At 45.7% G+C, this 15,656-nt stretch carries 12 protein-coding genes; 9 read left to right on the top strand and 3 right to left on the bottom strand.

The window, feature by feature from the left end; translation table 11 throughout:
• Positions 1–3: 3 nt before the first annotated feature.
• The 8 genes from P0M28_RS11600 to P0M28_RS11565 are packed head-to-tail and all read left to right on the top strand — an operon-like array spanning position 4 to position 8,426.
• A complete protein-coding gene (locus P0M28_RS11600) occupies positions 4–615 on the top strand; it encodes a V-type ATP synthase subunit E (protein WP_302210067.1) in 612 nt (203 codons plus the stop codon).
• On the top strand, positions 612–1,433 hold the full coding sequence (locus P0M28_RS11595) for a DUF2764 family protein (RefSeq protein ID WP_302210066.1): 822 nt from the start codon (positions 612–614) through the stop codon (positions 1,431–1,433). Before P0M28_RS11600 ends, P0M28_RS11595 begins: the two co-directional genes overlap by 4 nt.
• Entirely contained in the window at positions 1,430–3,235 is a 1,806-nt protein-coding gene (locus tag P0M28_RS11590; RefSeq protein ID WP_302210065.1) for a V-type ATP synthase subunit A, read from the top strand. The genes P0M28_RS11595 and P0M28_RS11590 overlap by 4 nt, the downstream gene beginning before the upstream one ends.
• Positions 3,225–4,577 (top strand): V-type ATP synthase subunit B, encoded by a 1,353-nt coding sequence (locus tag P0M28_RS11585; RefSeq protein WP_302210064.1) that lies wholly within the window; start codon positions 3,225–3,227, stop codon positions 4,575–4,577. Before P0M28_RS11590 ends, P0M28_RS11585 begins: the two co-directional genes overlap by 11 nt.
• A 4-nt stretch (positions 4,578–4,581) precedes the next feature.
• Positions 4,582–5,178, top strand: a complete 597-nt coding sequence (locus P0M28_RS11580; RefSeq protein ID WP_302210063.1) for a V-type ATP synthase subunit D — start codon at positions 4,582–4,584, stop codon at positions 5,176–5,178.
• A complete protein-coding gene (locus P0M28_RS11575) occupies positions 5,175–7,004 on the top strand; it encodes a V-type ATP synthase subunit I (protein WP_302210062.1) in 1,830 nt (609 codons plus the stop codon). Before P0M28_RS11580 ends, P0M28_RS11575 begins: the two co-directional genes overlap by 4 nt.
• A 25-nt stretch (positions 7,005–7,029) precedes the next feature.
• Positions 7,030–7,482 (top strand): ATP synthase subunit C-like protein, encoded by a 453-nt coding sequence (locus P0M28_RS11570; RefSeq protein WP_302210061.1) that lies wholly within the window; start codon positions 7,030–7,032, stop codon positions 7,480–7,482.
• Between the two features lie 17 nt (positions 7,483–7,499).
• Entirely contained in the window at positions 7,500–8,426 is a 927-nt protein-coding gene (locus P0M28_RS11565; protein WP_302210060.1) for a universal stress protein, read from the top strand.
• A 13-nt stretch (positions 8,427–8,439) separates the two neighbouring features.
• On the opposite strand, the gene P0M28_RS11560 is transcribed toward P0M28_RS11565, so the two are convergent.
• From P0M28_RS11560 to P0M28_RS11550, 3 genes are all read right to left on the bottom strand, one after another.
• Entirely contained in the window at positions 8,440–11,067 is a 2,628-nt protein-coding gene (locus tag P0M28_RS11560) for a M14 family zinc carboxypeptidase (protein WP_302210059.1), read from the bottom strand.
• Between the two features lie 142 nt (positions 11,068–11,209).
• The gene (locus tag P0M28_RS11555) at positions 11,210–12,907 is read right to left on the bottom strand and encodes a GAF domain-containing protein (protein WP_302210058.1); all 1,698 of its coding nucleotides are present in this window, start codon (positions 12,905–12,907) and stop codon (positions 11,210–11,212) included.
• Between the two features lies 1 nt (position 12,908).
• Positions 12,909–13,544, bottom strand: a complete 636-nt coding sequence (locus tag P0M28_RS11550; RefSeq protein ID WP_302210057.1) for a DUF6436 domain-containing protein — start codon at positions 13,542–13,544, stop codon at positions 12,909–12,911.
• 445 nt (positions 13,545–13,989) lie between these two features.
• Here P0M28_RS11550 and P0M28_RS11545 point away from each other — a divergent pair, with 445 nt between their 5' ends.
• A complete protein-coding gene (locus tag P0M28_RS11545; RefSeq protein ID WP_302210056.1) occupies positions 13,990–15,519 on the top strand; it encodes a tagaturonate reductase in 1,530 nt (509 codons plus the stop codon).
• Positions 15,520–15,656: the final 137 nt, after the last annotated feature.

Here is a 15,656-nt window from a genome sequence, read left to right as displayed (position 1 = left end):
GCTATGGCTGACATGAATAACCTAGATATCCTAACCGATAAGATTTATCAGGAGGGCATTGAGAAAGCAACCAAAGAGTCGGAAGAAATTCTGACTAAGGCTACGGCAGAGCACGATCGAGTAGTTAGAGCAGCACAAGAAGAAGCAAAGAAGATTATTACTGACGCGCAGCGGGAAGCCGCTCGTATTTCCCGAAGCACTGAAAAGGAATTACAACTCAAGGGTAAGCAGTTGGTGAGCGATCTAAAAGAAGAGATCCAGCACTTACTGTCACAAAAAATATTGCACAAAAGTACAAATGAAGCTTTTGCCGACCATTCTTTCATGCAGACCGCCATACTAGAAGCAATCGCTAGTTGGAAATCTACGGACGAACTAGAACTGCTGCTGCCCAAGGAGCTAGAGCATAAATTGGAAGAAGCTTTTCGGCAAAGTATTCGAGCGCACGCCAAGAACTTATTCATTACGTTCAGCGATCGGCTGAGTAGCGGTTTTCGGATTGCCGAGAAAGCCAATGCTTACCAAATTTCGTTTACTGAAAGTGATTTTGTTGCCCTGTTTGCCCCTTACTTGGAAGAGCAGACTGCCCAACTACTTTTCTCTCAATCAACATGAGCTACTACTATCTCATAGCTGGATTACCCGATTTACGTCTAGGGATGGACGCTCAAAAAATTGATTTTGAGGAAGTGCTGGATACCATTCGGCGCAATCTCGTGCCCACTGATGAGAAGCTGTTTCGCTACTTACTACACCCCAATGATAACCGCAACCTGCTTAACATTTTGTTTCATACGTACAAAAATTTTCCTAAGGCAGCTTTTTTGTTTCCATCGATAATTACGGAGGCGGTGCTTCAAGACTACCATCGGCAGCGCGCGGTTCTTCCTGCTTACATGAGCGAATTTCTTGATGAGTACGAAGACCAGTTTGCGGCGATGCCTCCGCGAACGATAGAGGCGCAACTGTGGAGAGCTTTTTACGAAGAAGCTGAAAAGCAAGACGCATTTATTAATAACTACTTTCAGTTTGATCGATGCTTAAAGGAGATAGCGGCGGCTTACAACGCATCACATTTTCGCTTTTTAACCCAACCTACCTCAGAAAGTGATATAGCTCGAGGCGGGCTAGGCAAAGGACGAACGGTGCCAACCAGTTTACTGCGGGAATATCCTTACATTGAACTTCTGGGAGAAACCATCGCTACCTACCAACCCAACCAGATTGAGCAGCTGATGGACCAGCTACGGTGGAGTTACCTAGAAGAAACTACCGGCTTTTTCGGTCGGGAGCAAGTATTTGTCTACGTAGTAAAGCTACTAATCGTCATTAGGTGGCACAGGTTAGTATCCAGCCAAGAAGAAAGCCACTTTGAGACGATTCGGCTAGCAATTAATAATCAAGTTCAAACGTCTAAATCCCCCACAGTATGACTCGAGGTAAAGTTACCGGGGTTATCGCTAACCTCATTTCAATAGAAGCTCAGGGTTCGGTTACTCAGAATGAGATTTGCCTGATCCATAGCGAGGGCAAAAAACTAAAAGCGGAGGTAATCCGGGTCAATGGAAATATTGCTTCAGCCCAGTTATTTGAGTCGAGCCGTACCATCAATATGGGAAGCGAAGTAGAGTTCACCGGACGTATGCTAGAGGTGGAGCTTGGCCCGGGCATTCTTTCCAAACGATACGATGGCCTTCAGAACGATCTTTCCAAAATGGGAGGTATTTTTATCGGTACGGGTGAGGTGACCGATCCGCTGGATGACGACGTATTGTATTCGTTCACTCCCATTGTTAAATCGGGCGATCAGGTGCAAGCCGGCGACTGGCTGGGAAGCGTCCAGGAAAATTGGGTGGATCATAAAATCATGGTGCCATTCGCCATGACTGGGTATTTTACAGTAGCATCAGTCAGCAAACCCGGCGACTATAAAATCTCAGCCACAATTGCTACACTAGTCTCCGAGAAAGGTGAGGAGCATTCAGTATCAATGCGGCAAAAGTGGCCGGTGAAGCTGGCAATTAATACCTTTAAAAATAAACTCCGACCTTACAATATTTTGCAGACGGGTTTACGAGTGATCGATACGCTCAACCCTATTGCCGAAGGTGGTACTGGCTATATTCCCGGTCCGTTTGGCACGGGGAAGACAGTTTTGCAGCAGGCTATCGCCAAAAATAGTGAGGCCGATATTGTCATCATTGTAGCTTGTGGCGAGCGAGCTAACGAGGTGGTGGAGATTTTTACCGAATTTCCTCAACTCACCGATGCTATTACCGGGCGAAAGTTGGACGAAAAAATCACCATTATTTGCAACACATCCAATATGCCGGTGGCTGCTCGGGAAGCTTCAGTCTACGTAGGTATGACGCTGGCCGAATACTACCGGAACATGGGGTTGAAAGTACTCATGTTGGCTGACTCTACCTCCCGTTGGGCACAGGCACTACGGGAGATGTCGAACCGAATGGAAGAGCTTCCGGGGCAGGATGCCTTTCCGGTAGAACTTCCCGCTACCATTGCTAACTTCTACAGCCGGGCTGGGTTGGTAGAGCTTAGTAACGGAAAACAAGGCTCCGTCACCTTTATCGGTACGGTGTCTCCTGCTGGGGGTAACTTTAAAGAACCGGTGACGGAATCTACCAGTAAAGTGGCGCGGTGTTTTTACGCGCTCTCGCAAAAGCGGGCTGATGCCAAGCGGTACCCGGCCATCGATTCGCTAGCGTCTTACTCTAAGTATCTTGATTATCCCGAATTTATTGATGATGCCGAAACTACCCTCCAGCCGGGCTGGGTACCTCTGGTGAAAAGAGCCAAAGATTTAGTCAGGGATGGGCTGGAAGCCCGCGATCAAATCAGCATTCTGGGCGATGATGCGGTTCCGGTAACCTATCATATCAGTTTCTGGAAAAGTGAGTTAATTGACTTTGCCCTAATTCAGCAAGACTCCTTCGACGAGGTAGACATGAATACACCCATTGAACGGCAACGATATATGCTCAACAAAGTGATGGAAATAGCCGAAACAGCGTTTTCTTTTTCTGACTTTGAAGCGGTGGGAGTGTACTTCAAAAAGCTAATCAACCTACTGAAACAAATGAATTATGCTGCTTTTGCATCGGCAAGCTTCAAAAAATACGAAGCCGAACTAGACGCCGAGCTTACGAAAGAAAAAAAGCCAATTGTAAGCGGGGTAAACCTGACCCTAGAAACGAACCACAGCGATGAGAACTAAAGCATTTCAACGGATTTATACCAAGCTCACGAAAATTACCAAAGCTACCTGCGATGTAGTAGCCCAAGGGGTACGCTACGGAGAGCTAGGCTGGGTGAATGGTCAGCCAGCGCAAGTAATTAGTGTGGTAGATGAGGTAGTGACCTTGCAGGTTTTCTCGGGCACCGAAGGTTTATCCTCTGAATCGGAAGTGGTTTTTTCCAGAACCCCACCTACCCTGAAGGTAGGGGATTTACTAGCAGGTCGGTTCCTCAATGCCTATGGCGATCCTATTGATGGTGGCCCCGCTTTGGTTGGCGAAGAGCGATTAATTAACGGCGACACGGTCAATCCAGTTAAGCGAGCCAAACCCTCTACACTGCTCGCTACCGGCATTGCGGGCATTGACCTAAATAACACGCTCGTTACCGGACAGAAGATTCCTTTTTTTGCGGATTCCGACCAGCCCTACAATCAGGTACTAGCCGAAGTGGCGATGCGGGCCGAAGCCGATAAAATTATTTTGGGCGGAATGGGCCTGTCTAACGATGACTACCTTTTCTTTAAAAATACATTTGCCCGGGCAGGAGTCCTGGATAAAATCGTCTCCTTCATCAACACTGCTGAAAACCCGCCCTTAGAACGGTTGCTAATTCCGGATATGGCCTGTACGGCAGCCGAATACTTTGCTCACGATCAGCAGCAGAATGTGCTGGTGCTACTCACTGATATGACATTGTACGCCGATGCCCTAGCCATTGTAGCCAACAAGATGGATCAGATTCCTTCTAAGGATGCTATGCCCGGATCGCTCTACAGCGACTTGGCCAGTATCTACGAAAAATCCGTACAGTTTGGGCACGGCGGGTCTATCACCATTATTGCCGTCACCACTCTTAACGAAGGCGACATCACCCACGCTATCCCTGACAATACTGGCTACATTACCGAGGGACAACTGTTTTTGAAACACGATACCGATATTGGTAAAGTCATTATCGATCCCTTTCGCAGCCTGTCGCGACTTAAGCAAAATGTAATTGGTAAAAAGACCCGAGAAGATCATCCGCAGGTGATGAACGCCCTAATTCGGCTATACGCCGATGCTATGGGGGCCAAAACCAAACGAGAGAATGGGTTTGACCTCAACGAATATGATGAAAAATGCTTGGCATTTGCCAAAGAATACGCCATGCGGCTGTTGGCAATCGATATCAATATACCCATCGACGAAATGCTGGATACCGGATGGTACTTATTTGCCAAGTACTTTCAGAAATACGAAATCGGGGTGAAGGAACAACTGATAGAAAAGTACTGGAAGGTTCAAGAAACAGAATCGGAACTCGCACCTCAATTATAGAACGATGGCAATGAAATTTCAATATAATAAATCAGTCATCCAGCAATTTCGCCGACAACTAAGCATTCGCGAGAAAGCATTACCTATTCTAAAGAATAAAGAAACAGCCTTGCGCCAAGAAGAAAAGGAAGCAGCTCGAGCACTAGAAAAACTCGTAAACGAGCGCGCTCAACTCACCCAAACGCTGGAATCATTTCAGCCATTTTGGAGTGAGTTTCCTCCGGTTATTCAGCTAGAAGATACAGGGGTTTATCAGAAGAAAGTAGTGGGAGTAACTGTACCCGATGTTAATGAACCTACGTTCCGCTTGGCAGATATAAGTTGGTGGCATTATCCGGCTTGGGTTCCAGCGGGTATCCATATTATGCAGCAAGTGATTGCTATGGATATTAAAATTGAAGCGAAGGCTACGCAGCGTAGACTACTGAATATAGCCCGGAAGAAAACCACCCAGAAAGTAAACCTCTACGAGAAAGTACAGATACCAGCGTATGAAGAGGCCATTCGGAAGATTAAGCGTTTCTTAGAAGACAAAGAGAATATCGCGAAAGCGGCGCAAAAAATTGTCAAGAAGAAAAAGGATAGGAGGGCCGCGACATGAAAGCTAAGTTCAAGAAATTAAACTTACTGGCCCACCACCGCGAGCGGGAAAAAATAACCTCCGTGCTTCAGGAACTAGGAGTAGTACACCTTGAACTTGACAGCAGTTTTGTTAATAAAACGATTGAGGAGCTAGAGCTTGAAAAAAATAAGGTCAATAAAGCGCTAGAGGCACTTCGTGATGTTGCCGATGATGAGCAAGATTTCCCTGCTTCTACAACGGCACCAGAGCCAACGGCCGATCAGGTGATAGAGCAGCTCTTAGCACTAAAGTACCAAAGAGACTCCATTGTTCAGGAGAGTGAATCGCTTCGTAAGAGCCGACAAAAACTATCGCCTTGGGGTGATTTCCGCCCCGAGAACATTGCCCTACTGATTCAGTCGGGGCTTAGTGTATCTTTCTGGATCGCCACCAACAAGGAATTCAATCAGTATGATTTCACCCAGCTAGTCTACCAAGTTATTCACCGAGGGCCAGATCAAACCTATTTTGTCGTACTATCCCAGGGTGAAAAGCCTTCGCTACCTTTTGAAATGATTGAACTTCCCACCATTGGGTTGGCTGAAGTTAAGACCAGGGAGAACGAACTGGGGACAAGAAGAGAGGCAATTGCCGAAAAGGTGCGCTCGTATTTGCCCTATCAAGTACTGCTGGAAAAGAAGTTAACCCAGCTTAACAATGAATGGATGTTTCAGGTAGCGAATGGAAGCTATCAAGAGTACGGCGACGGAGCCATTTTGCATTTGAAGGGGTGGTTTCCAGCCACTATGGAAAAGCGGCTTCTGCACTACCTTCAGCGAGAAAAACTCTCCTATACCGTGGCTAATCCTACTGCCGATGACACCGTGCCGGTGCTTCTGAAGAACCCAAAATATCCGAAGCTCTTTGAATCCATCACCAAAATTTTTCAGCTACCAGGCTACTACGAGATCGATCTTACTCCGTTCATCGCAGTATTCTACCCTATTCTGTTTGCGTACTGTCTCGGCGATGCCGGATACGGGTTGATCTTACTACTGGCGGCAATAATAGGGGCTTTCACCTTCCTGAAGGATGCGCGAAACATCGCTGTTCTGGGAATTATTTTGGGACTCTTCACTACGCTAATGGGGGTAGTGAAATCGGGTAGTGTATTTGGGCTGCCTATTGTAGGAAATGATTCCCACCCAATTTTGACTTATCTGGCTCAGTACGTAGTTATTCCTGACGATCGTGGGGTAGTCTTCAATGCTTTCAACGTGGCACTATTGATTGGGGTCGTACAAATACTGACCGGAATTATTGTGTCGATTATCAACCGGGTATACTATCGGAGTCTGCTGGCCAGCCTTTCTCAGATAGGAAAGCTCCTGATTGTGGTAAGCCTAATTTGGATCTTTTTGGCCGACATGCAGGGAGTGGCGGCTCTGCACCCCTTCGCTATCGAGAGAAAAATTACGCTAGTGCTGGGAGTTCTACTGGTGTTGTTTTTCCACAATTTAGATTTACCGGTGCTGAACCGGGTAGCCAGCGGAATTTTACCCTTGTTTTTCATCCTGACCGGTATTCTGGGGGATGTACTTTCCTACGTGCGCTTGTTTGCGCTGGGGGTAGCATCATCGGTATTAGGCCTAGTCGTTAATCAAATCGGAATGCAAATTATGGGTGACCAGTGGTGGGGAATTTTGCTTGGTATCCTATTTCTAATTGCAGGGCATAGCCTCAATTTCGCCCTGGCAGCATTGGGAGCGTTTGTCCATCCGCTACGGCTTACTTTTGTTGAATTTTACAATAACGCTCAGTTTGAAGGGGGCGGAGTAGCCTACCGACCGCTTAGAAAAAATTAATGTTTCACACAAAAAAGAGAAAACTATGGAAACGCTACCTTTAACCCTCGCATTTATTGGCATCGGCCTATTAGTAGGGCTTTCTGGCTGCGGTAGCGCGATGGGTACCGCAATTGGTGCCATGTCTACCGTGGGTGCTTTAAAAAAACGTCCTGAAGCCTTTGGCTCCTTCATCGTTTTAAGTGCTTTACCTGGTACCCAGGGGCTGTACGGGTTTGCCGGATTCTTCATTCTCCAGGAATTGATCAGTGCCGACATGACGCTCATGCAAGGTGCGGGAGTATTAGGAGGAGGATTGGCTCTGGGAATAGCCGGACTGTTATCCGGTATGTACCAGGGTAAAGTTTGTGCCAGTAGTATCGATAGCATCGGATCGGGCAACGATGTTTTTGGTAGGGCACTCATTCTGGCGGTATTTCCCGAACTCTACGCCATCATTGCCTTTGCCTCTCTCTTCCTCATTCGCGGAATATTGTGACCTAAAATTGAAAAACCATGAAAACAACAACAGAAGAACCCTTTAAATCTATCCTAGTAGCGTTGGATCTCACCGAGATGGATGACTATCTCATTCAGTACACGCATATGCTGAGCAAGTTGCTGCCGGTTGAGCGTATTTTTTTCGTTCATGTTGCTAAAGACTTGGAGTTACCGGCTGATCTGCTTAAAGAATTTCCCGGACTGCTAGAGCCGATGGACGAAAGTATCATAGCTGATATCCAGAAAAAAGTAGATCACTACTTTGATAGCTCTACACTAGATGTTAACTGCATTGTTAAAGAAGGAAATGCTATTGACAAAGTATTAAAGCTATGTAAAGTCAAGAACATTGATCTAATTCTGATGGGGCGCAAGAAGAGCTTACAAGGATCGGGTATTGTCTCGAGCAAAATTGCCCGAAAATGTCCTTGCTCTCTGTTATTAGTTACTCAAGATTTCAAGGCTAAGCTTAACAAGATACTAGTGCCTGTAGATTTTTCAGATCACGCTGCTTTGGCCATGCAGCGGGCGTTAGACCTCTCAAGTGCACCCTCAATGGAGTTACTTATGACGCACGTCTACCGCGTGCCCATTGGTTACTATAAAACTGGTAAATCCCGAGAAGAATTTGAGAAAATCATGCAGGCGCACGCTGAGAAAGATTGTCGTAAATTTCTAACTAAGCACAGCTTCCCACCGGATACTCCTTGCGAATATGTGGCTACGGACGACGGAAAACATGCTGAGCTAACTCATGCTTTTGCTGAGGCAGCAGATGTAGATTTGATTGTGATTGGCTCTCGGGGCCGTACGGCTGCCTCGGCGATCTTGATGGGGTCAGTGGCCGAAAAACTAGTATATCGCGACAGCAATATCCCCATTCTGATTGTAAAGAGTAATGGCGAGAATATGGGAGTGCTACAAACGCTAATGAAAATTTAGCGTACTTTGGCCATCACTCGGCCTTTTCTTCATCTTCCGTTTTTACCAAAACCGGCAGATCATCGACGGTGCTGCTGTAGATGGCGTTGAAGATAAGCTTATAAGTGCCCCGAGGTTGACCCCGGAACTGGGGGCGAAAGCCAAAGAGAACGATGCTCCCTTCGCCGTGTTTTACCCGCATCATGGCACTTTTACCGCCGATGTGTTTCTTTTCACCCAAGGCCCAGCCACTCATCAGTAAGTCATCTTGGGCGTAGCGAACAATAGTTTCCACGGTTGGGTCGGGTAGCTTAGTAATATCTTCCTGGCCACCTTCACCTTCTCGCTCTTGCTTTACGATTTCAAAAGCCCGGCTGCGGGAGAATGAAGTAGCCACCGTATCTTGCATACCGTAGGCTAAGGGATGAGCGGTATCTACCGATGCCCGAATGAGTGAGCCAGGAATGAAAAATTCTTTACTGGACAGGCCAGACACTACATTTTTCACGGGTAAGCCAAACTGCTGAATGGCGAAGTCACTCGCCTTATCGAAGGCGATGAGCGTACCACCTTGCTTTACGTAGTCTTGTAGCGCCAGCGTTCCGGCTAGCCCCAGCCCTCCGGTGTACTCTTTCGGCATATTGTAGATAGCATGGCCGTGCAAAATTCGCTGGGGGCTTTGGTCGGGAATAATAATAGCATCGTACTGCGCCAGATCCGCCGTGCGGATTTGCTCATCGTGCAGCGTATCGTATTGAAAGTTGTATTCGTCCAGTAGCCAGCGCGTCCAGCCTTCGTCCATATTGGCTACCCACGATTTGTACAACCCCACTTTAGGCTGGCGAATCTGATGAAGCGTAGCTTCCGGTTTATTGTTAATTCCAGTGAAGGTAAGACCGAGGGAATCAGCCAGTTGAGTAAGTTGAAGTTCGGTATTTTCATCACGCTCAATAAGAAGGGTTCCTGCATTCAGATTATCAGTTGCTTCGCCCAGCCAATGTACTTTGGCTTGCTCGGCTAATAAATAGTTTATCGCTTGGGCACTGGCATTGTCTCTGGGGCTTAATGCGTACGCAAAATTTGCACTCTCAGCGGTTTTACCAGAGGTAGGTCGCACTGCTTTAGTTACCGCAGTTGCTCTTATTTTCACTTCACTATCTAAACGATCTACGCGTACGCCCATCTGGAGTGGCAGAGTCCAACCGGCCAGATCATACGGAGTTTTGGGCGGGCCACCCGGATAGAGGCGTATGTCAGGATACTCCTGTTTTTCCAGCAAATCTTTTAGGTAAGGACGAAACGCCTGCGCTCCGTACAGCACAAAACTACCTTCGGCGTAGGTAGTATCACCCACACTAAACGACTGGTCGGCTTGGTGAACTTCTAGCCCGCCCTGCATTAGAATATTAACTAGGTTACGAGCTTCGCTGGCATTCCACTGTTCGGTAGGAATTACGTAGGCAAAGGCATCACTTTCCGCTTCAATTGCATCGCGACCCATGCGGTACATATCGTACAGCCACTTTTCTTTACGATCCGCTCCAATGCTGAGGGTGGCCATTCCGGCGGTAAGCATGTACGCTACTGCATCTCGAAAGCGAGACTCGCCTCCTTTCCACGGGCTAGGATAGTTGATTGCTGTTCCATCGGTTGGCACTCCGTTAGCTATTGTCTTGGGTAGCGAATCGGGGGGGTAAAAGCGTGGTGTAGGAGTAGTGTGTGCCGTTTCGGTGAGGATGCCTACTTGGTTATGAAAATAGGGAGTCGTGCGTAAGCCACCGTTCCACCACATGGTGTAGGTCACATCAGAAATCACGCCCGGCATGTTATTCACCGCAAAGCGGGTGGCCATTTCGTTGCCCACCAAATTTACTCCGTTCACTACTCCGGCATGAATGTGCGGATTCACCGGCTTAGAAAAGGGAGGGATAAATATTCGAGCCCAGCGGGGAGAGGATTGGTGCTGGTTGTGGACAATCTGCGGGTACCACTCGTTGAACAGTAAGTTAGTAACCGCCCGAGTTTCCGGTTGGGTATTCATAAACCAATCCCGGTTGTCATCGTGGCCTACGTAGTAGTGGTAGAGCACCGGAGGATAAGAAGTTTCGTAGGGAGTATCCAGATTTCTTTTATACCAGTCCGCCACAATATCCAGTCCATCGGGGTTGATGTTGGGCATGAGCATAAAGATGACATTCTCCCGAATTTTCTTCATCTCCGCCGTTTCTTCGGTAGCCACCATGTAGGCTAGTTCGGGTGGGAACTGGGTAGCCGCTCTTTCGGTGGAGTGAATGCCCCCATCGATCCAAATAATGGCTTTGCCTTCCTGCGCAAGCTGTTGAGCTTCGTCGTCGGGAATACGAGCTCGAGCTAGTTTGGCACTAATTTCTTTCCATTTATCTAGCTGTCGGAGGTTCTCTTTGCTGGAAATGAATAAAACGTACAGTGGTCGCCCGAGTACCGATGTGCCAATCTGCTGCATCTGCACCCGTTCACTAGCTTCGTCTAGTTTCTCTAGATAATCGGTAATCTGCGTATAATCGGCAATTTCGTAATCGGCTCCCATCTGAAAGCCAATAACCTCTTTTGGAGAAGGTACTTGGGCTTGTAATGACAGAGAGAAAATGAGCGAAAAGCAAAAAGTAAGTAGATTCCGGTCCATAGTTAGGGAGTAGGTGATACAAAACCGAAAAATACTAAAAAATGGCGGTTGTTAAGGCTGAGTCCAGAGAAAAAACCCAGCGGGGTAGCATACGGAGATCGCTACCTTACTGTTGCTGATAGAGCCAAGAATGATTTTCTAACTATACTACTTCAATTGGGCTTTCAATCCAGAATAGTAACATAATAGTATCTTGACCCGCTACCGGATTGCCCGCTACTGCCAGGGTGCTAACATCAGACCGTTTGTGCTGTAACTGTAATGAAGTTTGACTGGCTTTACCCGCTTGAAGCTGCTGCCAGAAAGATGTGTATCCCTTATCTTGCTTGATGATCTTTTCATTAAATTGACCTCTCAAGTCATGCGGAGCGTAGTTTAGGTAATGCGCTAACGTATCATTAACCTGAATGATTTTACCGTCAGGTTCCACCTCCAAAATACCGATGGACTGTTGCACTGCTTGAAATAGCGCGGCCTGACTTTGCTCTTTACGACTGATTTCTTCCTGAATAGCTTGTAGCTCTTCGTTGTTTTGTCGCATCTCTTCTTCTGCGGCGCGCAATTCTTCTTCACTGGTTTTGGTTTCTTCCAGTAAGCGGGCGGTACGCAAACTGGCTTGGCTAGAGGCTATTACAGAGGCAATACTTTCGCCTACTTTTTCTAGAAACTGAATAGTATCAGATGGAAAATCTTTAAACGAGGCTAATTCAATAATACCCTCTACGTTCTCGTTAACGATTAGCGGAACAATTAGAAGATGACCCGGAGTGGCTTCTCCTAATCCTGAGGTAATATTGACGTAATCTTGGGGTACTTTAGTGAGATGGGTGGTTTTCTTTTCTAAAAAAGTTTGCCCCACCAGTCCTTGTCCTAGCCGAACGACTTTATCCTCGAATTTCTTCTTTTCGTAGGCATAACAGGTCGCCATACGAAGCACCTGTTCGTTTCTCTCTTGGTCATGCTCAGCAATGAAGACTGCCCCTTGGTTGGCTTCAACGTACTTCACTAAGTAGGCGAGCACCTTCTCAGAAAGATCTTCAGGGGAGTTTGCATTTTTACGTAAAATGTCACCTACTTCAGCTAACCCAACATTCATAAACCGCTCCCGCTGTTCTCGTTGCTTAGCATCTTTCAGTTTCTGTTGCATATCAATGAGCGACCGGCCGAGCTCGTTAGTTTCTTCCCGGTTTTGCTTAACGTCAAGGTTGCCCTTGGCAATTTCGGCGGCAAAGGCCATATTCTGCTCCGAATACACTAATTGGTCTTGAACCTTAATACTACTCAACTGAGCTTTTCTAGTATGTAAATGGAAGTCGTAAGCCCAAAAGGCGCATAAACTGATAATCACTCCAGTTAGCCCCACGTGGAAAAAGAAGGTGCTGAGCGACATGTAGTCTAATTGAGTGAAGTAAACTTCTTCGTAGCCAGTGTATTGTAGATAGGCAAATGTGCTATGATGAATGATAATCAGTAGGGTAATAGGGATAAACGCTTTCCAGTTTTGATAAACGATGAGCATGATAACTCCAATAAATGCAAAGAAGTGCATCTCAAATAAACCATGCATTTGGTAAATAAACTGGGCCATAAAGATAGCGAAGGCGCAACCAGCGATATGTTGGTTTAGTACTTTCTTAGGAAAGAACCATTTAGCTACGGCGTACATACTAATCGTAAGCGTTCCTACGGTTAGAGCGATCATCCAGGTATTGTAAAACCAAGCAATGCCCAGACCAAATACAAAGTAACAACCTAAGCCAATTTCAATAATACGATCGGCTCGCTGGTAAATTTGCTGGAAGTGTTCCCGCACTCTAACATCTATCGAGGTATCGCTCATCTTAGTTAAATAAATTTACGAATGAAATAGACCGGCTACTTGTGTTAGTGGTTATGTCAGAAGGTAGGTTACATCCGTAGGGCAGTCCGGCGCGTTGCACGGCTAAGGGTAGTGACTGTTTAGCAATGGCTGATTGCAAAGCAAGTTCGGCAAAGCGAGTGGACCGGGTAGTGCAATAACGGGCTTTATTATAGTTTCCTTGGTAGTAGAGTGTGCCTGTGGCGGTGAGAATTACAGCTTGGGGAGTGGCGTAAATACCGCAGGCATCAGCAATAGCCCCATCGGCATCGCTAATAATTGGAATGTTGAGTTCTTGGCTTAGCGGTTCTTCCGCTTTATCAGGAACAATGGTGTAAAAATTAACTTGGTGCTGGTATTGACGAACCAGTTGGCGGAAATGATCTTGATTGAACCTTGAACAAGGACAGTTTGGATTATAAAAATGGAGAAAGTTTGGTTTAGTGCTTTCGCTTAAAAAAGATAGGGCAATTTGCGATCCTGGCGTAATTGCTACGTAGTTTTTAGGCTTGGTGGTTGGCCTCAGATACTGAATCTGCTGCTTCCAGAAGACTATCACGATTATCCCCAATAAAGCAGTTAAAATAACGGTACATCCAATAATCTTTATGCTGCTCATCGGTGCTTTAGCGAAGTGATCTTATTATACTACCCACAAATTAAGTACGCTAATTGTAACTAAGTTTTTCTTGCTTCTAATAGTCTTGCTTTATGGGGTAACTTTATCAGTAGGTTAGCGACTAATTTTTCGTTAAGATTTTGCAGACGATAAATGCCTTACATAAAGGGAAAATACCAATCGGAATGATAGATTCTTTACACAATCGGTTGGATAGACCGTTTGTAGGAATTAGGCGTATTTATGAGGGAAGAAATACAATCTGAATCACGATTGTTACACTATTTATTACACCTCTACTGTTTATGAAAACTTACCTAATAAAGTATGGATTATGTTCCCGCTTTAGAGCCGTATAACCAGACCGTAATCCTTTGAGCTTACATTCTTTTCGTAAGAATCACCGAAAAAACTCTATATTTCATTTTTCTTAACTAATACAACCATGCCTATCCTCAGTAAAAAACTGATCGCTTCTACGGTGAAACAGTTTGCTGATCGAGACGATGTTCAATTTCCTGATCCCAGATTCTTTCGCTATCCTGATCGTATTATTCAATTTGGATCGGGGGTATTGCTCCGAGGTTTAATTGAGTACTTTGTTGATGAAGCCAATCGGCAAGATTTGTTTAAAGGGCGGGTCGTAATTGTAAATAGCACTCGTTCCGGGCGTGGTAAGCGATTTGCTAATCAGAATGGATTGTTCACTATTTGCGAAGAGGGGTTTTATAAAGGTCAGGCTCAGCGGAAATTTTACATCAATTCATCTGTTTCTAGGGCACTTCCAGCGGCTGACTATTGGCATAAAGTATTAGAATGTGCTCACAACGAATCGATTACCACAGTAGTATCTAATACTACCGAAGTAGGTATTACGCTGCAAGAAGATGACAACCTTTTAGGCAACCCGCCAGCGTCGTTCCCGGGTAAACTAACGGCTTTTTTGTACGAGCGTTACCGGGCTTTTGGTGGCCTTCCTAAAAGTGGTATGCTGATTATTCCTACTGAATTACTCATTGATAATGGAAGTAAACTCAAATCTATTGTGCTTAGGCTGGTTGAGCTTAACCAGCTTGAAGATGAATTTCGGCAGTGGATAGAACAGAACTGTTTATTCTGCAATACGTTGGTAGACCGCATTGTTCCGGGCGAACCAAGTGGTGCAAAACAAGCAGCATTGGAGGAATATCTGGGCTTTCAGGATGAACTGCTCACCGTTAGCGAAGTATACCGCTTTCTGGCTATTGAGGGTAAGAAGGAAGAGTTATACCAAAGGGCACCCTTTCTTAAAGCAGATAGCGGAATTGTGGTAGACGAAGATATTACTGCCTACCGTGAGCGAAAATTGCGTATTCTTAACGGGGGACACACCATTAGTGTAGCAGCAGGTTTTCTGTGCGGATTAGAGACTGTAGATGCGTGTATGCAAGATGAGGTGATGGGTAAATTTATTTCTCAGGTTATTTACGAAGAGATTATCCCCACGCTAGCAATTGATCGTGGTATGGCTCAAGAATTTGCGGATGATGTACTAGATCGATTTCGGAATCCGTATCTGCACCATCAACTTATCAGCATCGCGCTACAGTATACTTCTAAGATGAATATGCGTAACGGGCTTACCTTTGACCGTTACTTTAAAAAAATGGGAGAAGTTCCTAAGCGAATGTGTGCGGGTTTGGCCACCTACATGCTATTCAGTAGACCAGTAGTTCTAGAAGGTGATACCTACTACGGAGAGTTCAGAGGAAAGAAATACCCGATCAAGGATGATCAAGCGGCCTTTCTTCACCAAGCTTGGCAGGGAGTTGACCTTACCAGTGAAGCAGATATAGAAAAGTTGGTGCAAAAAATACTCACGTATTCTCCGTTTTGGAGTCAGGATATGCGTCCTTTTATTAAGCAAACTGCTTGGTATCTACGAGCGTTTGCTGATGCAGGAGTTCGTAATGTTCTTGCTTCAGTAGTTAATTAACTTCGGTAACTCTTTCTACTGACTACTCTTTTCAGGACAAGTCTGTAGCCAAATGAAAAAGAAAAATAGTATAGTACCTATCCATTCCATATTTAAGTATTTTATCTAAATATATTACTAATGTAATATTTTATATT

Source organism: Tunicatimonas pelagia (assembly GCF_030506325.1).
Lineage (GTDB): Bacteria > Bacteroidota > Bacteroidia > Cytophagales > Cyclobacteriaceae > Tunicatimonas > Tunicatimonas pelagia.
Note: the sequence above shows the minus strand (reverse complement) of the source record. Positions and strands in the feature narration are given on the sequence as shown.